This is a genomic window from Kitasatospora sp. NPDC002227 (assembly GCF_040296285.1).
Lineage (GTDB): Bacteria > Actinomycetota > Actinomycetes > Streptomycetales > Streptomycetaceae > Kitasatospora.
Map to the genome: position 1 here is coordinate 198100 of NZ_JBEOWY010000009.1, position 20046 is coordinate 218145.

Consider the following 20046-nt stretch of genomic DNA (forward strand, 5'->3'; position numbering starts at 1 on the left):
AGCACCGGACTTGAGAGGCTGAGAGGTTTCTGATGGGAATCGAGGAGAAGCTGCCCAGCGGCTTTCTGCTCACCAGCGTGGAGACGGCCGCGGGGTGGGTGCGCAAGGCGTCGCTCTTCCCGGCCACCTTCGGGCTGGCCTGCTGCGCGATCGAGATGATGACGACGGGGGCCGGCCGCTACGACCTGGCCCGCTTCGGCATGGAGGTCTTCCGGGGCTCGCCCCGCCAGGCGGACCTGATGATCGTGGCCGGGCGGGTCAGCCAGAAGATGGCCCCGGTGCTGCGCCAGGTGTACGACCAGATGGCCAACCCGAAGTGGGTCATCTCGATGGGCGTCTGCGCCTCTTCCGGCGGGATGTTCAACAACTACGCGATCGTCCAGGGCGTCGACCACATCGTGCCGGTGGACATCTACCTGCCCGGCTGCCCGCCGCGGCCGGAGATGCTGATGGACGCGATCCTCAAGCTGCACGAGAAGATCCAGCACGAGAAGCTCGGCGTGAACAAGCGCCGCGCCGAGGAGCTGGCCGAGGAGCTCGCCCTGCACGCCACCCCGACCAGCGAGATGCGGGGGCTGCTGCGATGAGCGAGAACGTACCCGTCGCCCGCTCCGGGGAGCCGCGCCGTGAGCTGCCGGTCGAGGTGATCGGCAGCCGCCAGGGCATGTTCGGCGCCCAGGGCACCGGCGACACCTCCGGCTTCGGCGGTCTGGTCGCCCCCGTCGCGCTGCCCCCGGCCAGCCGGCGCCCGTACGGGCACGGCTGGTTCGACGAGGTGGCGGACGAGTTCGAGGGCGCGCTCGAGGAGCAGGGCCTCGACCCGGCCGAGGTGATCGAGAAGACCGTGGTGGACCGCGGCGAGCTCACCTTCCACGTCGCCCGCGAGCACCTGCTGGCCGCCGCCCGCACCCTGCGGGACGACCCGGCGCTGCGCTTCGAGCTCTGCCTCGGGGTGAGCGGCGTGCACTACCCGCACGACAAGGGCCGCGAGCTGCACGCCGTCTACCACCTGCGCTCGATCACCCACGGCCGCCTGCTGCGCGTCGAGGTGACCGCTCCGGACAGCGACCCGCGGGTGCCGTCGGTGGTCAGCGTCTACCCGACCAACGACTGGCACGAGCGCGAGGCCTACGACTTCTTCGGCCTGGTCTTCGACGGCCACCCCGCGCTGACCCGGATCATGATGCCGGACGACTGGCTGGGCCACCCGCAGCGCAAGGACTACCCCCTCGGCGGCATCCCGGTCGAGTACAAGGGTGCCCAGATCCCGGCTCCCGACCAGCGGAGGTCGTACTCATGAGCACCCAGTACGAGTCCACCTCCCGGGAGACCACCGAGGGCCGGGTCTTCACCGTCACCGGTGGGGACTGGGGCGAGGTGGTGGAGGCCGTCGGCCGGGCCGACGACGAGCGGATCATCGTCAACATGGGCCCGCAGCACCCGTCCACGCACGGTGTGCTGCGGCTGATCCTGGAGATCGACGGCGAGACCGTCACCGAGGCCAGGTGCGGGATCGGCTACCTGCACACCGGCATCGAGAAGAACATGGAGTTCCGCTCCTGGGTCCAGGGCACCACCTTCGTGACCCGGATGGACTACCTGACCCCGATCTTCAACGAGACGGCGTACTGCCTCGCGGTGGAGAAGCTGCTCGGCATCACGGACGACGTCCCGGACCGCGCCAGCGTGATCCGGGTGCTGATGATGGAGCTCAACCGGATCTCCTCGCACCTGGTGTGCCTCGCCACCGGCGGCATGGAGATCGGCTCCACCACGCTGATGATCTACGGCTTCCGGGACCGCGAACTCATCCTGGACGTCTTCGAGTTGGTCACCGGCCTGCGGATGAACCACGCGTACGTCCGCCCCGGCGGCCTGGCCCAGGACCTGCCGCCCGGTGCGGTGGACCAGATCCGCGAGGCCGTGAAGACGCTCCGCTCCCGGATGCACGAGTACGACAAGCTGGCCACCGGGAACCCGGTGTTCAAGGCCCGCCTGGTGGACGTCGGCTTCCTCGACCTGGCCGGCTGCCTGGCGCTCGGCGCCACCGGTCCGATCCTGCGGGCCACCGGCCTGCCGCACGACCTGCGCAAGACGGACCCGTACTGCGGCTACGAGAACTACGACTTCGAGGTCGCCACCGCCGACACCGCCGACTCCTTCGGGCGCTTCCTGATCCGCCTGGAGGAGATGAAGCAGTCCCTGCGGATCGTCGAGCAGTGCCTGGACCGGCTGGCGCCCGGCCCGGTGATGGTGGCGGACAAGAAGATCGCCTGGCCCGCCCAACTGGCCGTCGGGCCGGACGGGATGGGCAACTCGCTGGACCACATCCGGAAGATCATGGGCACCTCGATGGAGGCCCTGATCCACCACTTCAAGCTGGTCACCGAGGGCTTCCGGGTGCCGGTCGGCCAGGCGTACACGGCGGTCGAGTCGCCCAAGGGCGAGCTCGGGGTGCACGTGGTCAGCGACGGAGGGACGCGCCCGTACCGCGTCCACTTCCGCGACCCCTCGTTCACCAACCTGCAGACGATGGCGGCGATGTGCGAGGGCGGCCAGGTCGCCGACGTGATCGTCGCGGTGGCCGGGATCGACCCGGTGATGGGAGGCGTGGACAGGTGAGCAACAGCACTGATCTCGGGCTGCCGGCCCTGCCGGCCAAGCCCTACCCGGCCGAGGTGCAGGCCCGACTGGCCGAGGACGCGCGCGAGTTGATCGGGCGCTACCCGGTGTCGCGGTCCGCGCTGCTGCCGCTGCTGCACCTGGTGCAGGCCGAGGAGGGCTTCGTCTCCCCGAGCGGAGTCCGCTTCTGCGCCGAGCAGTTGGAGCTGACCACCGCCGAGGTGACGGCCGTCGCCACCTTCTACAGCATGTACCGGCGCCGGCCCGCCGGTAAGTACCACGTGGGCGTGTGCACCAACACGCTCTGCGCGGTGCTCGGCGGCGACCAGATCTTCGCCGAGCTGCAGGACCACCTGGGCATCGGCAACAACGAGACCACCGCTGACGGCGAGATCTCGATCGAGCACATCGAGTGCAACGCGGCCTGCGACTACGCCCCCGTGGTGATGGTCAACTGGGAGTTCTTCGACAACCAGACGCCGGAGAGCGCCAAGCAGCTGGTCGACGACCTGCGAGCCGGCCGCGAGGCCGAGCCGACCAGGGGCGCCCGGCTCTGCTCCTTCAAGGACACCGCGCGCATCCTGGCCGGCTTCCCCGACGAGCGCCCCGGCGCCGTGGACGCCTCCGGCGCGGGCGGCGCCCCCTCGCTGGCGGGCCTGCGGCTCGCCAAGGGCGAGACGCTGCCCGGCACTTCGGGCACCAAGGTGGTCTCCCCCCGGCACGAAGGGACGGAAGCGTGATGACCTCCGCAGAGCCGGCCGAGAAGCTCCTCTCGCCCGTACTCTCCGCCTCCTGGGACGACACCCGCCCCTGGACCCTCGACACCTACCGCCGCCACGACGGGTACCAGGGCCTGCGCGCCGCGCTGGCCATGCAGCCTGACGAGGTGATCGCGCTGGTCAAGGACTCCGGCCTGCGCGGGCGCGGCGGGGCCGGCTTCCCGACCGGCATGAAGTGGCAGTTCATCCCGCAGAACGACGGCAAGCCGCACTACCTGGTGGTCAACGCCGACGAGTCCGAGCCGGGCACCTGCAAGGACATCCCGCTGCTGTTCGCCAACCCGCACTCGCTGATCGAAGGCATGATCATCGCGTCCTACGCGATCCGCTGCGACCACGCCTTCATCTACCTGCGCGGCGAGGTCGTGCCGGTGCTGCGGCGCCTCCACGCCGCCGTGGCCGAGGCGTACGAGGCGGGCTACCTCGGCAAGAACATCCTCGGGTCCGGGATCGATCTCGACATCACCGTGCACGCGGGCGCCGGGGCGTACATCTGCGGTGAGGAGACGGCGCTGCTCGACTCGCTCGAGGGCCGCCGCGGCCAGCCGCGCCTGCGGCCGCCGTTCCCCGCCATCGCCGGTCTGTACGCCTGCCCGACGGTGGTCAACAACGTCGAGTCGATCGCCTCGGTGCCGCCGATCCTGGCCAAGGGCACCGAGTGGTTCAAGTCGCTGGGCACCGAGAAGTCGCCCGGCTTCACGCTCTACTCGCTCTCCGGGCACGTCACCAACCCCGGCCAGTACGAAGCGCCGCTGGGCGTCACGCTGCGCCAGCTGCTCGACGTCAGCGGCGGCATCCGGCCCGGCCACCGGCTCAAGTTCTGGACGCCGGGCGGAAGTTCGACGCCGATGTTCACCGACGAGCACCTGGACGTCCCGCTCGACTACGAGGGCGTGGGCGCGGCCGGCTCGATGCTGGGCACCAAGGCGCTGCAGGTCTTCGACGAGACCACCTGCGTGGTGCGGGCCGTCACCCGGTGGACGGAGTTCTACGCCCACGAATCCTGCGGCAAGTGCACCCCGTGCCGTGAAGGCACCTACTGGCTGGTGCAGTTGCTCAAGCGGATCGAGGCCGGCGAAGGCGTCCAGGGCGACCTGGAGAAGCTGCTCGACATCGCCGACAACATCAACGGCAAGTCCTTCTGCGCGCTCGGCGACGGCGCCGCGAGCCCGATCGTCTCCTCGCTGCAGTACTTCCGGGCCGAGTACGAGCGCCACCTCACCGAGCGGCGCTGCCCGTTCGATCCGGCCGCCGCCACCGTCTGGGCCGACCGGCCGCAGACCCACGACCCCGCCACCGAGAGGGAGGTGCACGCGTGACCGCCCTCGAAACAAGCACCGACCTGGTGACCCTCACCATCGACGGCGTCGAGGTCCAGGTCCCCAAGGGGACGTTGGTGATCCGCGCGGCCGAGCAGATCGGCACCCAGATCCCCCGCTTCTGCGACCACCCGCTGCTCGACCCCGCCGGGGCCTGCCGCCAGTGCATCGTGGAGATCGAGGGCCAGCGCAAGCCCGTCGCCTCCTGCACCATCCCGGTGGCCGAGGGCATGGTGGTGCGCACCCAGGTCTCCTCGCCGGTGGCCGAGAAGGCCCAGCGCGGCGTGATGGAGCTGCTGCTGATCAACCACCCGCTGGACTGCCCGGTCTGCGACAAGGGCGGTGAGTGCCCGCTGCAGAACCAGGCGATGTCCACCGGCGAGACCGACTCGCGCTTCGAGGGCATGAAGCGCACCTACGAGAAGCCGGTGCCGATCTCCACCCAGGTGCTGCTCGACCGCGAGCGCTGCGTGCTCTGCGCCCGCTGCACCCGCTTCTCGCAGCAGATCGCCGGTGACCCGTTCATCGAGCTGGTCGAGCGCGGCGCGCTGCAGCAGGTCGGCACCGGCGCCGACGAGCCGTTCGCCTCCTACTTCTCGGGCAACACCATCCAGATCTGCCCGGTCGGCGCGCTCACCTCGGCGGCCTACCGGTTCCGCTCGCGGCCCTTCGACCTGGCCTCCTCACCGAGCGTCTGCGAGCACTGCTCCTCGGGCTGCTCGCTGCGCACCGACCACCGGCGCGGCAAGGTGCTGCGGCGCCTGGCCGGAGACGACCCGGCGGTGAACGAGGAGTGGAGCTGCGACAAGGGCCGGTTCGCCTTCCGCTACGGCCAGTCGCGCGAGCGGCTGACCACCCCGCTCGTCCGCAACGCCGACGGCGAACTCGCCCCAGCCTCCTGGCCGGAGGCGCTGGCCGCCGCCGCCGAGGGGCTGCGCGGGGCGCGCGCCGCGGTGCTCACCGGCGGCCGCGTGACGGTCGAGGACGCCTACGGCTACGGCAAGTTCGCCCGGGTGGTGCTCGGCACCAACGACGTGGACTTCCGGGCCCGCCCGCACAGCGGCGAGGAGGCGGACTTCCTGGCCGCCGCCGTCGCCGGGCGGGGCGTGGACCTGGACGGTCAGGGCGTCTCCTACGCCGACCTGGAGCAGGCGCCGGCCGTGCTGCTCGCGGGCTTCGAGCCCGAGGAGGAGTCGCCGATCGTCTTCCTGCGGCTGCGCAAGGCCAACCGGGCGCACGGGCTGCCGGTCTTCTCGATCGCCACCCACCGCTCCCGGGGCCTGGGCAAGCTGCACGGCGCGCTGCTGCCCGCCGCCCCCGGCACCGAGGCCGAGTGGCTGGCCGCGCTGGCCGACGACGAAGCGCTCGGCGACGACGCGGGCAAGGCGGCCACCCTGCTGCGGCAGCCCGGCGCCGTGATCATGGTCGGCGAGCGGCTGGCCGCCGCCTCCGGCGCGCTCACCGCCGCGCTGCGGCTGGCCCACGCGACCGGCGCCCGGCTGGCCTGGGTGCCGCGCCGGGCGGGGGAGCGCGGGGCGATCGAGGCCGGTGCGCTGCCCGGGCTGCTGCCCGGCGGGCGCCCGGTGACGGCCGCCGCCGCCCGCGCCGAAGCCGCCGCCACCTGGGGTGTGGCCGACCTGCCGGCCCGGCTCGGCCGGGACACCGACCAGATCCTGGCCACCGCCGCCCACGGCGACCTCGACGCGCTGGTGCTCGGCGGGCTCGACCTGGACGACCTGCCCGACCCGGCGCTGGCCGAGGAGGCGCTCGGCCGGGTGCCGTTCGTGGTCTCGCTGGAGCTGCGGCCGAGCGCCGTCACCGAGCGGGCCGACGTGGTCTTCCCGGTGGCCGCCGTGGCCGAGAAGGCCGGTACCTTCCTGGACTGGGAGGGCCGGGTGCGGATGTTCGAACCCGCGCTCAAGGGCGACCAGCTGATGCAGCGTCAGCTGCAGTCGGACGTGCGGGTGCTGAACATGCTCGCCGACGCGCTCGGCACCAGGCTCGGCCTGCCCGACGTCCGCGCCGCCCGCCTCGAGCTGGACCGTTTCACCCCGTGGGCGGGCGACCGCCCGGCGGCCCCCGCCGCGCACCCCGCGCCGCTGCCGCGCCCGGCCACCGGCCAAGCCGTGCTGGCCGGCCACCGGCTGCTGCTCGACCAGGGCTCGCTGCAGCGCGGGGACGAGCACCTCGCCGGCACCCGGCACGCGGCCGTGGTCCGGCTGAGCCCGGTGACCGCCAAGGAGATCGGCGCCGATCGATCCGTCCGGGTGACCGGACCGGCCGGTTCGCTGGTGCTGCCACTTGAACTGACCGACGACCTGCCGGACCGCACCGTGTGGATCCCGCTGAACTCCACGCCGGGCGGGGCGTACCGGACGCTCGGCACCACCGTCGGCCACCTGGTGACCATCGCTGCTGTCACCGGGGAGGTGGCTTCGTGAACACGACTCTCGCCGCGTACGAGACGCTCGGCTTCTTCGGGCGTGACCCGTGGTGGCTGGTGCTGCTCAAGGCGGTCTTCGTCTTCGCCTTCCTGGTGCTCACCGTGCTGATCGCGATCGTCTGGGAGCGCAAGGTCGTCGCCTGGATGCAGCTGCGGATCGGCCCGAACCGGCACGGCCCCTGGGGCATGCTGCAGTCGCTGGCCGACGGCATCAAGCTGGCCCTCAAGGAGGACCTGGTCGTCACCGGGGCCGACAAGGTGGTCTACGTGCTGGCCCCGGTCGTCTCGGCGATCCCGGCCTTCATGGCCTTCGCGGTGATCCCCTTCGGCCCGGCGGGCAACGAGATCTCCATCTTCGGCACCCGCACCCCGATGCAGCTCACGGACCTGCCGATCGCCCTGCTCTACATCCTGGCCACCGCCTCGATCGGCATCTACGGCATCGTCCTTGCCGGCTGGTCGTCGGGGTCGACGTATCCCCTTCTCGGCGGGCTGCGCTCGGCGGCCCAGATGGTCAGCTACGAGATCGCGATGGGCCTGTCCTTCGCGGCGGTCTTCATCTACTCGGGCTCGATGTCCACCTCGGAGATCGTCGCCTCGCAGCAGCCGACCTGGTTCGCGGTGCTGCTGCCGGTCTCGTTCATCGTCTACATCATCGCGATGGTCGGCGAGACCAACCGGGCGCCCTTCGACCTCCCGGAGGCCGAGGGCGAGCTGGTCGGCGGCTTCAACACCGAGTACAGCTCGCTGAAGTTCGCGATGTTCATGCTCGCCGAGTACGTCAACATGGTGACCGTCTCGGCCGTCGCCTCGACGCTCTTCCTCGGCGGCTGGCGGGCCCCGTGGCCGGTCTCGACCTTCTGGGCCGGGGCCAACCACGGCTGGTGGCCGATGCTCTGGATCACGCTGAAGATCCAGCTGCTGCTGTTCTTCTTCATCTGGCTGCGCGGCACCCTGCCCCGGCTGCGCTACGACCAGTTCATGAAGCTGGGCTGGAAGGTGCTCATCCCGGTCTCGCTGGTCTGGCTGGTGATGGTGGCCAGCGTGCGGGCGCTGCGCAACGAGGGCTACGACTTCGGCAAGGTGGTGCTCTACGTGGGCGCGCCGATCGCCGTGATCCTGCTGCTCGCCCTGCTGCGGGACTTCTTCAAGCACCAGAAGGAGCCCGAGAAGCCCGCGGTCGCCGCCGAGTTCGACCCGATGGCGGGCGGCTACCCCGTACCGCCGCTGCCCGGCCAGGAGCTCCCGCCGGTGCCGCGCAGGCGCAGCCGCGCGCCGCAACTGCAGGACGCCCTCAACGGGGCCGACCATTCCGAGGGGAGCTGACCCGATGCCTGACTCCGAAGAGAAGCCTTCGATCCTGGGCCCGGCCGCAGGCTTCGGCGTGACCTTCAAGGCCATGTTCAAGAAGCGCCTGACCGAGCAGTACCCGGAGCAGAAGAAGCCCACCGCTCCGCGCTTCCACGGCCGCCACCAGCTGAACCGGCACCCGGACGGCCTGGAGAAGTGCGTCGGCTGCGAGCTGTGCGCCTGGGCCTGCCCGGCCGACGCGATCTACGTCGAGGGTGCGGACAACCGCGACGAGGAGCGGTACTCCCCCGGGGAGCGCTACGGCGCGGTCTACCAGATCAACTACGCCCGCTGCATCCTGTGCGGGCTCTGCGTCGAGGCCTGCCCGACCCGGGCACTGACCATGACCAACGAGTACGAACTCGCCGACTCCTCGCGGGAGTCGCTGATCTTCACCAAGGAGCAGCTGCTGGTCGGGCTGACCGAGGGCATGGTCGACAGCCCGCACGAGTACTACCCGGGTGCCGACGAAGGCGCGTACTACCGGGGCGAGGTCACCGAGGCGGCGCCCGGCACCGAGCAGCAGGAGCGCACGGTGCGGGACCGGGAGGTGTCGTCATGACCTCCACGGGTGAGGCCGTGCAGTTCTGGATCCTCGCGGTGATCGCGGTGGGCGGGGCGCTCGGCATGCTGCTGCTCAAGAAGGCCGTGCACAGCGCCCTCTGCCTGGCGGCCACCATGCTGGCGCTGGCGGTCTGCTACATGGCCCAGGGCGCCGTCTTCCTGGGCGTCGTGCAGATCGTGGTCTACACCGGCGCGATCATGATGCTCTTCCTGTTCGTGGTGATGCTGGTCGGCGTCACCTCGGCCGACTCCCTGAAGGAGCAGCTGAAGGGCCAGCGGATCGCCGCCGTGCTCTGCGGGCTCGGCTTCGGGGTGCTGCTCATCGCGGGCATCGCCAACGCGCACCTGAGCCACTTCACCGGCCTGGGCGAGGCGAACGCCGAGGGCAACGTGCAGGGCCTGGCCCGGCTGATCTTCACCAAGTACGTCTGGGCCTTCGAGGTCACCGGCGCACTGCTGATCACGGCCGCGATCGGCGCCATGGTGCTGACCCACCGCGAGCACGTGAAGGCTCCGGCGACCCAGCGCGAGCTGGCCGCCCAGCGGGTCAAGGACAACCTCCAGGTGCCGCCGCTGCCGGCCCCCGGCGTCTACGCCCGGCACAACGCGGTGGACGTCCCGGCCCTGCTGCCGGACGGCACCGTGGCCGAGGACTCGGTGATGGGCACCCTGCGCGAGCGCGGCCAGATCCGTGACGTCAGCCAGGACATGCTGCGCCGGATGGCCGAGCTGGAGGGCAACACCGCCGAGTGGCTGGGCCGCGCGCCCTCCGCCCGCCCGGCCGTGACCGGCCCCCGGCGAGAGGAGCTGGCGTCCGCCTCCAACGGCAAGGCTTCGAACGGTAAGGAGGAGTCGGAGTGAACCCGGTCAACTACCTGTACCTGGCAGCGCTGTTGTTCACCATCGGCGCCTCCGGGGTGCTGATCCGGCGCAACGCCATCGTGCTGTTCATGTGCGTGGAGCTGATGCTCAACGCCTCGAACCTCGCGCTGGTGACCTTCTCCCGCCTGCACGGCAACCTGGACGGCCAGATCATCGCCTTCTTCACCATGGTGGTCGCGGCGGCCGAGGTCGTCGTCGGTCTCGCCATCATCGTGAGCATCTTCCGGGCGAGGCACTCGGCCTCGGTCGACGACGCCAACCTGATGAAGCTGTAGGGGCCAGGGTGAACACTCTCATTCCGCTGCTCGTGGCGGCCCCGCTGGCCGGCGCCGCCCTGCTGCTGCTCGGCGGGCGCCGCCTGGACCGCTTCGGTCACTGGCTCGGCCTCCTCGCCGCCGTGCTCTCCTTCGTCTTCGGCCTGGTGCTCTTCGCCGGCATGCTGGGCCGCTCGACCGAGCAACGCGCGGTGCACCAGCACCTGTTCAGCTGGATCCCGGTGAACGGCTTCCAGGCCGACGTCTCCTTCCAGCTCGACCAACTCTCCGTCACCTTCGTGCTGTTGATCACCGGTGTCGGCTCGCTGATCCACCTCTACTCGGTGGGGTACATGGCGCACGACGAGCGCCGCCGCCGGTTCTTCGGCTACCTCAACCTCTTCCTGGCCGCCATGCTGATGCTGGTGCTGGCGGACAACTACCTGCTGCTGTACGTCGGTTGGGAGGGCGTCGGTCTCGCGTCCTACCTGCTGATCGGCTTCTGGCAGCACAAGCCGAGCGCGGCCGTCGCCGCCAAGAAGGCCTTCCTTGTCAACCGCGTCGGTGACGTGGGCCTGTCGATCGCGATCATGCTGATGTTCACCCAGTTCGGGGACTTCAGCTTCACCGGGGTCTTCGCCACGGCGCACGACGCGAGCGAGGGCAAGCTGACGGCCATCGCGCTGATGCTGCTCCTCGCCGCGTGCGGCAAGTCGGCCCAGGTGCCGCTGCAGTCCTGGCTCGGGGACGCGATGGAGGGCCCGACCCCGGTCTCGGCCCTGATCCACGCGGCCACCATGGTGACCGCCGGGGTCTACCTGATCACCCGCTCGCACGCGATCTTCGACCTGGCGCCGGACGCGCAGACGGTCGTGGTGGTGGTCGGCGCCGTCACGCTCCTCTACGGTGCGATCGTCGGTTGCGCCAAGGACGACATCAAGAAGGCACTGGCCGGCTCGACCATGTCGCAGATCGGCTACATGATCCTGGCGGCCGGCCTCGGCCCGATCGGGTACGCCTTCGCGATCATGCACCTGGTGACCCACGGCTTCTTCAAGGCCGGGCTCTTCCTCGGCGCCGGTTCGGTCATGCACGGCATGAACGACGAGGTGGACATGCGCCGTTACGGGGCCTTGCGGAAGTTCATGCCGGTCACCTTCGTCACCTTCGGGCTCGGCTACCTGGCCATCATCGGCTTCCCCGGACTGTCCGGCTTCTTCTCCAAGGACAAGATCATTGAGGCGGCCTTCGCCAAGGGCGGCACCGAGGGCTGGATCCTCGGCCTCTGCGCCCTGATCGGCGCCGCCGTCACCGCGTTCTACATGACCCGCGTGATGATCATGACCTTCTTCGGTGAGAAGCGCTGGGCCCAGGACGAAGACGGCCACGAGCCGCACCCGCACGAGTCGCCGTCGACCATGACGCTGCCGATGATCGTGCTGGCCTTCGGCTCGGTCTTCGCCGGTGGGATCTTCGCCTTCGGCAGCTCCTTCGTGAACTGGCTGGAGCCCGTCACCGGCCACGCCGAGGGCGACTCCCCGCTGCAGCCGATCGTGGTCACCCTGCTCACCTCGCTGGTGGTCGCGGGCGGCGTGCTGGTCTCGTACCTGATGTACGGCCGCTCGCCCGTCCCGGTCACCCCGCCGGTCGGCTCGCTGCTGACCCGCGCGGCCCGGCGGGACCTGCTGCAGGACGACATCAACCACGCCCTCCTGGTGCGACCCGGCTCGGCGCTCACCGCCGCGCTGGTCTACCTGGACAGCCGCGCGCTGGACGGGTTCGTCAACGGTCTGGCCGCCGCGATCGGCGGCATCTCCGGCCGCCTGCGTCGGGTGCAGACCGGGTACGTCCGCTCCTACGCGCTCTCCATGCTCGGCGGCACGGTCGTGCTGGTCGCCACCACTCTCCTGATGAGGTCCGTCTGATGGCTCATCCGAACGCCCGGCGGGAGGTCCGGCCATGAGTTACCTGCTGACCGCCACCTGTGCCGTCCCGGCGGTGGGCGCGGTGCTCACCGCCGCCCTGCCCGCCGGCTCCGACGAGACGCGCCGCCGCACCACCAAGGCCGTCGCGCTCACCGTCTCGCTCGCCACCCTGGTGCTGACCGCCGTCATCGCCGCCCGCTTCGACTCCGGCGGCGCGAGGTACCAGCTGACCGAGTCGTACAGCTGGATCCGCTCCTTCGGGATCAGCTTCTCGCTCGGCGTGGACGGCATCGGTGCCGTGCTCGCCCTGCTGACCGCCGTGCTCGTGCCGGTGGTGATGCTGGCCTCCTGGAACGACGCCGACCCGGTGCGCAATCCCGACGGCACCTTCGAGAACCTCCGGCGCACCCAGGCGTTCTTCGCCCTGGTGCTCGCGGTGGAGGCGATGGTGCTGGTCTCCTTCCTGGCGACCGACGTCTTCGTGTTCTACGTGTTCTTCGAAGCCATGCTGATCCCGATGTACTTCCTGATCGGCGGCTTCGGCGACCGCGCGGGCGGCCCGGACTCCGGGGCCCAACGCTCGTACGCCGCCGTCAAGTTCCTGCTCTACAACCTGCTCGGCGGGCTGGTCATGCTGGCCGCCGTGGTCGGCCTGTACGTGATCGCCTCCGACCAGGGCTTCGCGAGCTTCGACCTGCCGACGCTCACCAACGCGATCTCCGACGGCAAGCTGGTGATCGACCCGACGGCCGAGAAGGCGCTCTTCCTGGGCTTCTTCTTCGCCTTCGCCGTCAAGGCCCCGCTCTGGCCGCTGCACACCTGGCTGCCGAACGCGATGGGTGAGGCCACCGCCGGAACGGCCGTGCTGATCACGGCAGTTGTCGACAAGGTCGGCACCTTCGCGATGCTGCGGTTCTGCCTCGGGCTCTTCCCGCACGCCTCGCGCACCTTCGGCCCGGCGATCCTGGTGCTCTCGCTGATCGGGATCGTCTACGGCGCGCTGCTCGCGGTGGGGCAGAAGGACATCAAGCGGCTGGTGGCCTACGCCTCCATCTCGCACTTCGGCTTCATCATCATGGGCATCTTCGCCTTCACCAGCCAGGGCCAGAGCGGCGCCACGCTCTACATGGTCAACCACGGCATCTCCACCGCCGCCTGGATGCTCGTCGCGGGCTTCCTGATCTCCCGCCGCGGCTCGCGCCTGATCGCCGACTTCGGCGGGGTGCAGAAGGTCGCCCCGGTGCTCGCCGGGACGTTCCTGCTGGGCTGCCTGGCCACCCTCTCGCTGCCGGGCATGGCGCCCTTCGTCAGCGAGTTCCTGGTGCTGGTCGGCACGTTCAGCAAGTACCCGGCGCTGGGGATCGTGGCGACCTTCGGCATCGTGCTCGCCGCGCTCTACGCGCTGCTGCTCTACCAGCGCACCATGACCGGCCCGGTCAAGGCCGGGGTCGAGGGCATGAGCGACCTCAAGGTCCGCGAACTGCTCGTGGTCGCCCCGCTGGTGGCGCTCACCCTGCTGCTCGGGGTCTACCCGAAGCCGCTCACCGACCTGGTGAACCCGGCCGTCAACGCGACCCTCTCCCAGGTGCACCAGTCCGACCCGGCACCGGCCCACCCGGTCGCCGCCACCTCCGGAGGTGAGCAGAAGTGAACCACGCCCTCTACCTCGCGGCGACGGGCGGCAACAGCCCGAGCATCCCGGCCCCGCACGTGGAGTACGCCCAGCTCTCGCCGATGCTGATCGTCTTCGGCGCGGCCGTGCTCGGCATCCTCGCCGAGGCCTTCCTGCCCCGGAAGGCCCGGTACGCCAGCCAGCTGACCGTGGCCCTGGCGGGCCTGTGCGGCGGCTTCGCCGCCGTGGTGATCCTGGCGGCGCAGGGCCACGGCTCCACCAAGTCCGGCCTGCTGGCCATGGGCGCGGTGGCGCTGGACGGCCCTGCGCTCTTCATCCAGGGCGTCATCCTGCTCACCGCGATCGTGGCCGTGCTCGGCTACGGCGAGCGGCGCCTCGAGCCGCGGCTGAACGGCTCCTCGGTGGACGCCTTCGCCGCCCAGGGCGCCGCGGTGCCCGGCAGCGAGCAGGAGCGCCAGGCCACCATGGCCGGGTTCACCACCACCGAGGTCTACCCGCTCACCCTCTTCGCCGTCGGCGGCATGCTGCTCTTCCCGGCCGCCAACGACCTGCTGACCATGTTCGTCGCGCTCGAGGTGTTCTCCCTCCCGCTCTACCTGCTCTGCGCGCTGGCCCGCCGCCGGCGGCTGCTCTCGCAGGAGGCGGCGGTCAAGTACTTCCTGCTCGGCGCCTTCGCCTCGGCCTTCTTCCTCTTCGGCACCGCGCTGCTCTACGGCTACGCGGGCAGCGTCTCGCTGCCGGAGATCGCCGACGTGATCGCGGGCACCGCCCCGACCACCCCGGCGCTGGCCGTCACCACCCAGAACGACGCGCTGCTGCTGATCGGCCTGGCCATGCTGGCCGTCGGCCTGCTCTTCAAGGTCGGCGCGGTGCCCTTCCACTCCTGGACGCCGGACGTCTACCAGGGCGCCCCGACGCCGGTCACCGGCTTCATGGCGGCCGCCACCAAGACGGCGGCCTTCGGCGCGCTGCTGCGCCTCTTCTACGTCGCCTTCCCCGGCCTGCGCTGGGACTGGCGGCCGGTGATGTGGGGTGTGGCGATCCTCACCATGGTGGTCGGCGCGATCCTGGCCGTCACCCAGCAGGACGTGAAGCGGCTGCTCGCCTACTCCTCGATCGCCCACGCCGGCTTCATCCTCACCGGCGTGATCGCGACCAACAAGCAGGGGCTCGGCGCCGTCCTCTTCTACCTGCTCGCGTACTCCTTCGTGACGCTGGGCGCCTTCGCCGTGGTCACCCTGGTCCGCGACTCCAAGGGCGAGGCGACCCACCTCTCCAGCTGGGCCGGGCTCGGGCGGCGCTCGCCGCTGCTCGCGGCGGTCTTCGCGCTCTTCCTGCTCGCCTTCGCCGGCATCCCGCTGACCAGTGGGTTCACGGGCAAGTTCGCGGTCTTCCAGGCCGCGGCGGCGGGCGGGGCGACCCCGCTGGTGATCGTCGGTGTGCTCAGCTCGGCCGTCGCGGCCTTCTTCTACATCCGCGTCATCGTGCTGATGTTCTTCTCCGACCCGCAGCCCGGCGGCCCCGCCGTCGCGGTGCCGAGCGCCATGACGGCCACCGCCATCGCGCTCGGGGTGCTCGTCACCCTGGGCCTGGGGCTGCTGCCGCAGTACTTCCTGGATCTCGCCTCGAAGGCCGCCGTCTTCGTCCGCTGATCTTCCCCCAGCCTTCGGCCGGGGGGACCCCCTCTTCGACGAGGCCCGTGGCACACGTCCACGGGCCTCGTCGTACGCGCGGAGGCGCAGATCCGCACGCCCGTGCAGTGATCCACTCGCGACCGGATACCCTCCTTGTAGGCCAGGGGGCACTCAAGGACCAGGCCGCAGATTCGACCAGGGACAGGAGTGGTCTTCGTGACCGTCGTGGGGCCCTTCGGGCTGAGCGTGCAGGACCGCGATCTGACCCGGGACGTCCAGACCGGGATGGACGCCGTGGAGGCCGCGCTCGCCGAGGCCGTCAAGAGCGACATCCCGTTCATCACGATCACCGCCAGCCACCTGATCGAGGCCGGCGGCAAGCGCTTCCGTCCGCTGCTCGTGATGCTGGCCGCCCAGTTCGGCGACGCGAACGCCCCCGGCGTGGTGCCCTCCGCCGTGGTCGTGGAGCTGACCCACCTGGCCACGCTCTACCACGACGACGTGATGGACGAAGCCCCCGTCCGCCGGGGCGCCCCCAGCGCCAACGCCCGCTGGGACAACTCCGTCGCCATCCTCACCGGCGACTTCCTCTTCTCCCGCGCCTCCCAGGTGCTCGCCGACCTCGGCCCCGAGGCCGTCCGGATCCAGGCCGACGCGTTCGAGCGCCTCGTCACCGGCCAGATCCTGGAGACCGCCGGGCCCGTCCCCGGCCAGGACCCGCTGCAGCACTACCTCGACGTGCTCTCCGGCAAGACCGGCTCGCTGATCGCCGTCTCCTGCCGCTTCGGCGCGCTGATGGCCGGCGCCGAGCCGTGGATGGTCGACATCCTCACCCAGTACGGCGAGCGGATGGGCACCGCCTTCCAGCTGGCCGACGACGTGCTCGACATCGCCTCCGACGGCCACGAGTCCGGCAAGACCCCCGGCACCGACCTGCGCGAGGGCGTCCCGACCCTCCCGATCCTGCTCCTCCACCAGACCGAGGTGGACCCGGCCGACCCCGAGGACGTCCGCCTGCGCGAGCTGCTGTCGCAGGACCTCTCCGAGGACGACGACCTCCACGCCGAGGCCCTGCGCCTCCTGCGTCGCCACCCCGCCCTCGAGCGCGCCCGCCGCGAGACGCTGCGCTATGCGGAGGAGGCCCGTGCGCTCCTCGCTCCGCTCCCGGACTGCCCGGCGAAGGACGCCCTGCAGGGGCTCTGCGACGCCGTAGCCATTCGCACGATGTAGTAGTTGCACTATCAGGGGCGCGAGGAACTGCGCGAAGTCGGAAGATGACAGGCCTGTGCCTTCCGCACTCGCGCAGTTCCTCGCGCCCCTGGGCGTTGCAAGCTGATCTGGGAGGGGAAAGCACATGCTCCGTGTGGTCATCGCCGAGGACTCCGTGCTGCTGCGGGAGGGGCTGATCCGGCTGCTCACCGACCGGGGGCTGGAGGTGGTGGCGGCCGTGGGGGACGGCGAGGCCCTGCTCAAGACCGTCCACGACCTGGCCGGGGAAGGCGCTCTGCCGGACGTGGTGGTGGCGGACGTGCGGATGCCGCCCACGCACACGGACGAGGGCGTGCGGGCCTGTGTGACGCTGCGCGGGCTGTACCCGCGGCTGGGCGTCCTGGTGCTGTCGCAGTACGTCGAGGAGCAGTACGCGGGCGAGCTGATCGCCGGCTCCACCCAGGGCGTGGGGTACCTGCTGAAGGACCGGGTGGCGGAGGTCCGCGAGTTCGTGGACGCGGTGGTCCGGGTGGCGGGCGGCGGTACGGCGCTGGACCCCGAGGTGGTGCAGCAGCTGCTCATGCGCAGCCGCCGCGGCGACACCCTGGCGGGCCTCACCCCGCGCGAGCGGGAAGTCCTCGGACTGATGGCCGAAGGCCGTACTAATGCGGGGGTCGCGAAGCAGTTGGTGATCTCCGACGGAGCCGTCGAGAAACACGTGAGCAGTATTTTCCAGAAGCTCGGACTCGCCCAGAGCGGCGCCGACCACCGCCGGGTGCTCGCGGTGCTCACCTATCTCAACTCCTGATCTTCACAAGGGGAATTGGGGCGTCTCAATTAATGAGCCGATCGGTCTCGACCGGAGGGATTCGGGACCAGTCGGGACGGATCGGGTACGGTCCGAGAATGGTTCGTTGTTGAACTTGACGAGGAGGTTTACACACCTACGTCGCTTGTCCTGAGTTCCGGCTCGGCGCCGACGGGCCGCCGTAGGATGCGACTGGTGCACCAGGCGGACGGGGCACACGGCTCACGCCCGCGGCTGGTCGCCCCACGAGGAGGTCCGCGGCAGTGACCAGTCAGGTCGATCAGTCTGAGACAGTGGACGGCTCGGACGGCGAAGGGGCCAGTGGCTCCACCGCCCCGGGCGGTGGCACGCTACGGCCCGCCAAGCCGATCCGTCGGCTGGACCGGGTGATCATCCGATTCGCCGGGGACTCCGGTGACGGTATGCAGCTCACGGGTGACAGATTCACCTCGGAGACGGCGTCGTTCGGCAACGACCTCTCCACGCTGCCGAACTTCCCCGCCGAGATCCGGGCCCCTGCCGGGACTCTGCCGGGTGTCTCCAGCTTCCAGCTGCACTTCGCCGATCACGACATCCTGACCCCCGGCGACGCGCCGAACGTGCTGGTCGCGATGAACCCGGCCGCCCTCAAGGCGAACCTGGCCGATCTCCCGCGCGGCGCGGAGATCATCGTCAACACCGACGAGTTCACCAAGCGTGCCCTGGCCAAGGTCGGCTACGCCGCCGACCCGCTGACCGACGGCTCGCTGGAGGCGTACCACCTGCACCCGGTGCCGCTGACCTCGCTCACGGTGGAGGCGCTCAAGGAGAGCGGGCTGGCCCGCAAGGACGCCGAGCGGGCGAAGAACATGTTCGCGCTCGGGCTGCTCTCCTGGCTGTACCACCGGCCGACGCAGAGCACCGAGGCGTTCCTGCGGCAGAAGTTCGCCAAGAAGCCGGACATCGCGGAGGCCAACATCACGGCCTTCCGGGCGGGTTGGAACTTCGGCGAGACCACCGAGGACTTCGCGGTCTCCTACGAGGTGCCCCCGGCGGCACTGCCGGCCGGCACCTACCGCAACATCTCGGGCAACCTGGCGCTGTCCTACGGCCTGATCGCGGCGGGGGAGCGCAGCGGCCTGCCGCTGTTCCTCGGCTCCTACCCGATCACCCCGGCCTCCGACATCCTGCACGAGCTGTCCAAGCACAAGAACTTCGGCGTGCGGACGTTCCAGGCCGAGGACGAGATCGCCGGCATCGGCGCCGCGCTCGGCGCGGCCTTCGGCGGCGCACTGGGCGTCACGACCACCTCGGGCCCGGGTGTGGCGCTGAAGTCGGAGACCATCGGCCTGGCGGTGTCGCTCGAACTCCCGCTGCTCGTGGTCGACATCCAGCGCGGCGGCCCGTCCACCGGCCTGCCGACCAAGACCGAGCAGGCCGACCTGCTGCAGGCCATGTTCGGCCGCAACGGCGAGGCGCCGGTGCCGATCGTGGCTCCGGCCACGGCGGCCGAGTGCTTCGATGCGGCGATCGAGGCGGCCCGGATCGCGGTCACCTACCGCACGCCCGTGCTGCTGCTCTCGGACGGCTACCTGGCGAACGGCTCCGAGCCGTGGCGGGTGCCCGAGGTTGACGAACTCCCGGTGATCGAGCCGAAGTTCGCCACCGGCCCGAACCACGTCACCGAGGACGGCACGGAGGCCTTCTGGCCGTACAAGCGCGACCCGCAGACGCTGGCCCGCCCGTGGGCGGTGCCCGGTACGGCCGGGCTCGAGCACCGGATCGGCGGCATCGAGAAGCAGGACGGCACCGGCAACATCTCCTACGACCCGGCGAACCACGACTTCATGGTCCGCACCCGCCAGGCGAAGATCGACGGCATCGACGTCGCCCCCGTGGTGGTGGACGACCCGAGCGGCGACGCCCGTGTCCTGGTGCTCGGCTGGGGCTCGACCTACGGGCCGATCACGGCCGCCGTGCGGCGAGTCCGGGCGGACGGCGGCTCGGTGGCGCAGGCGCACCTGCGCAGCCTGAACCCCTTCCCCGCCAACCTCGGTGCGGTGCTGCGCGGTTATGACCGGGTGATCGTGCCCGAGATGAACCTGGGTCAGCTCGCCCTGCTGCTGCGGGCCAAGTACCTGGTGGACGCGCAGTCCTACAACCAGGTGCGTGGACTGCCGTTCAAGGCGGCCCAGTTGGCGGATGTGCTGTGGGCGGCGATCGGCACGCTGGACGCCGGTCTCGACGGAGTCGGAGAAGGGAACGAGGAGAACGATGTCTGAGGGCTTCCGCTCGTTGAAGCTGGTGCCGAAGTCCGACTCGCCGTTGAGCGCACGGGACTTCAAGACGGACCAGGAAGTCCGGTGGTGTCCGGGCTGCGGTGACTACGCGATCCTGGCCGCCGTGCAGTCCTTCATGCCCGAGCTCGGCATCAAGCGCGAGAACACCGTGTTCGTCTCCGGCATCGGCTGCTCCTCCCGCTTCCCGTACTACATGAACACCTTCGGGATGCACTCCATCCACGGCCGCGCCCCGGCCATCGCCACCGGTCTGGCCGCCTCCCGCCCCGACCTGTCGGTGTGGGTGGTCACGGGCGACGGCGACGCGCTCTCCATCGGCGGCAACCACCTCATCCACGCCCTGCG

General features: G+C 70.6%; 17 protein-coding genes. All 17 read left to right on the plus strand.

What is annotated here, in order from left to right; all coding sequences use genetic code 11:
• Positions 1–32 precede the first annotated feature (32 nt).
• Positions 33–587, plus strand: a complete 555-nt coding sequence (locus ABT095_RS11410; protein WP_350529103.1) for a NuoB/complex I 20 kDa subunit family protein — start codon at positions 33–35, stop codon at positions 585–587.
• Positions 584–1300 (plus strand): NADH-quinone oxidoreductase subunit C, encoded by a 717-nt coding sequence (locus ABT095_RS11415; RefSeq protein ID WP_350529104.1) that lies wholly within the window; start codon positions 584–586, stop codon positions 1298–1300. Before ABT095_RS11410 ends, ABT095_RS11415 begins: the two co-directional genes overlap by 4 nt.
• Positions 1297–2622, plus strand: a complete 1326-nt coding sequence (locus tag ABT095_RS11420) for an NADH-quinone oxidoreductase subunit D (RefSeq protein ID WP_350529105.1) — start codon at positions 1297–1299, stop codon at positions 2620–2622. Before ABT095_RS11415 ends, ABT095_RS11420 begins: the two co-directional genes overlap by 4 nt.
• Positions 2619–3362 carry an NADH-quinone oxidoreductase subunit NuoE gene (nuoE, locus tag ABT095_RS11425; RefSeq protein ID WP_350529106.1) on the plus strand — a complete coding sequence of 248 codons (744 nt, stop codon included), beginning with the start codon at positions 2619–2621 and terminating at the stop codon, positions 3360–3362. Before ABT095_RS11420 ends, nuoE begins: the two co-directional genes overlap by 4 nt.
• Positions 3362–4720: an NADH-quinone oxidoreductase subunit NuoF gene (gene nuoF / locus ABT095_RS11430; RefSeq protein WP_350529107.1), complete on the plus strand. Its 1359-nt coding sequence runs from the start codon at positions 3362–3364 to the stop codon at positions 4718–4720. Before nuoE ends, nuoF begins: the two co-directional genes overlap by 1 nt.
• Positions 4717–7161: an NADH-quinone oxidoreductase subunit G gene (locus ABT095_RS11435; RefSeq protein WP_350529108.1), complete on the plus strand. Its 2445-nt coding sequence runs from the start codon at positions 4717–4719 to the stop codon at positions 7159–7161. The genes nuoF and ABT095_RS11435 overlap by 4 nt, the downstream gene beginning before the upstream one ends.
• Positions 7158–8489, plus strand: coding sequence for an NADH-quinone oxidoreductase subunit NuoH (nuoH, locus tag ABT095_RS11440; RefSeq protein ID WP_350529109.1), 1332 nt, complete (start codon positions 7158–7160; stop codon positions 8487–8489). Before ABT095_RS11435 ends, nuoH begins: the two co-directional genes overlap by 4 nt.
• A 4-nt stretch (positions 8490–8493) precedes the next feature.
• The gene (gene nuoI / locus ABT095_RS11445; protein ID WP_350529110.1) at positions 8494–9075 is read left to right on the plus strand and encodes an NADH-quinone oxidoreductase subunit NuoI; all 582 of its coding nucleotides are present in this window, start codon (positions 8494–8496) and stop codon (positions 9073–9075) included.
• Positions 9072–9938, plus strand: a complete 867-nt coding sequence (locus ABT095_RS11450) for an NADH-quinone oxidoreductase subunit J (RefSeq protein WP_350529111.1) — start codon at positions 9072–9074, stop codon at positions 9936–9938. The genes nuoI and ABT095_RS11450 overlap by 4 nt, the downstream gene beginning before the upstream one ends.
• Complete coding sequence (gene nuoK / locus ABT095_RS11455) at positions 9935–10234, plus strand: NADH-quinone oxidoreductase subunit NuoK (RefSeq protein ID WP_350529112.1); 300 nt, start codon at positions 9935–9937, stop codon at positions 10232–10234. The genes ABT095_RS11450 and nuoK overlap by 4 nt, the downstream gene beginning before the upstream one ends.
• 8 nt (positions 10235–10242) lie before the next feature.
• Positions 10243–12138, plus strand: a complete 1896-nt coding sequence (nuoL, locus tag ABT095_RS11460; RefSeq protein WP_350529113.1) for an NADH-quinone oxidoreductase subunit L — start codon at positions 10243–10245, stop codon at positions 12136–12138.
• 34 nt (positions 12139–12172) lie between these two features.
• The gene (locus ABT095_RS11465) at positions 12173–13789 is read left to right on the plus strand and encodes an NADH-quinone oxidoreductase subunit M (RefSeq protein WP_350529114.1); all 1617 of its coding nucleotides are present in this window, start codon (positions 12173–12175) and stop codon (positions 13787–13789) included.
• Positions 13786–15423: an NADH-quinone oxidoreductase subunit NuoN gene (nuoN, locus tag ABT095_RS11470; RefSeq protein ID WP_350529115.1), complete on the plus strand. Its 1638-nt coding sequence runs from the start codon at positions 13786–13788 to the stop codon at positions 15421–15423. The genes ABT095_RS11465 and nuoN overlap by 4 nt, the downstream gene beginning before the upstream one ends.
• Before the next feature lie 198 nt (positions 15424–15621).
• On the plus strand, positions 15622–16635 hold the full coding sequence (locus ABT095_RS11475) for a polyprenyl synthetase family protein (protein WP_350529116.1): 1014 nt from the start codon (positions 15622–15624) through the stop codon (positions 16633–16635).
• A 124-nt stretch (positions 16636–16759) separates the two neighbouring features.
• Positions 16760–17422 (plus strand): LuxR C-terminal-related transcriptional regulator, encoded by a 663-nt coding sequence (locus ABT095_RS11480; protein ID WP_350529117.1) that lies wholly within the window; start codon positions 16760–16762, stop codon positions 17420–17422.
• Positions 17423–17685: 263 nt separating this feature from the next.
• Positions 17686–19683 (plus strand): 2-oxoacid:acceptor oxidoreductase subunit alpha, encoded by a 1998-nt coding sequence (locus ABT095_RS11485; RefSeq protein ID WP_502884856.1) that lies wholly within the window; start codon positions 17686–17688, stop codon positions 19681–19683.
• A partial coding sequence (locus ABT095_RS11490; RefSeq protein WP_350529118.1) for a thiamine pyrophosphate-dependent enzyme occupies positions 19676–20046 on the plus strand: 371 nt, incomplete at its 3' end. The genes ABT095_RS11485 and ABT095_RS11490, both read left to right, overlap by 8 nt.

Bases quoted from the DNA above. Each gene is read 5' to 3' on its own strand.
- ABT095_RS11480 (WP_350529117.1), top strand. From the start codon at position 16,760: ATGCTCCGTGTGGTCATCGCCGAGGACTCCGTGCTGCTGCGGGAGGGG.
- nuoI (WP_350529110.1), top strand. From the start codon at position 8,494: ATGCCTGACTCCGAAGAGAAGCCTTCGATCCTGGGCCCGGCCGCAGGC.
- ABT095_RS11450 (WP_350529111.1), top strand. From the start codon at position 9,072: ATGACCTCCACGGGTGAGGCCGTGCAGTTCTGGATCCTCGCGGTGATC.
- ABT095_RS11465 (WP_350529114.1), top strand. From the start codon at position 12,173: ATGAGTTACCTGCTGACCGCCACCTGTGCCGTCCCGGCGGTGGGCGCG.
- ABT095_RS11415 (WP_350529104.1), top strand. From the start codon at position 584: ATGAGCGAGAACGTACCCGTCGCCCGCTCCGGGGAGCCGCGCCGTGAG.
- nuoF (WP_350529107.1), top strand. From the start codon at position 3,362: ATGACCTCCGCAGAGCCGGCCGAGAAGCTCCTCTCGCCCGTACTCTCC.
- ABT095_RS11420 (WP_350529105.1), top strand. From the start codon at position 1,297: ATGAGCACCCAGTACGAGTCCACCTCCCGGGAGACCACCGAGGGCCGG.
- ABT095_RS11410 (WP_350529103.1), top strand. From the start codon at position 33: ATGGGAATCGAGGAGAAGCTGCCCAGCGGCTTTCTGCTCACCAGCGTG.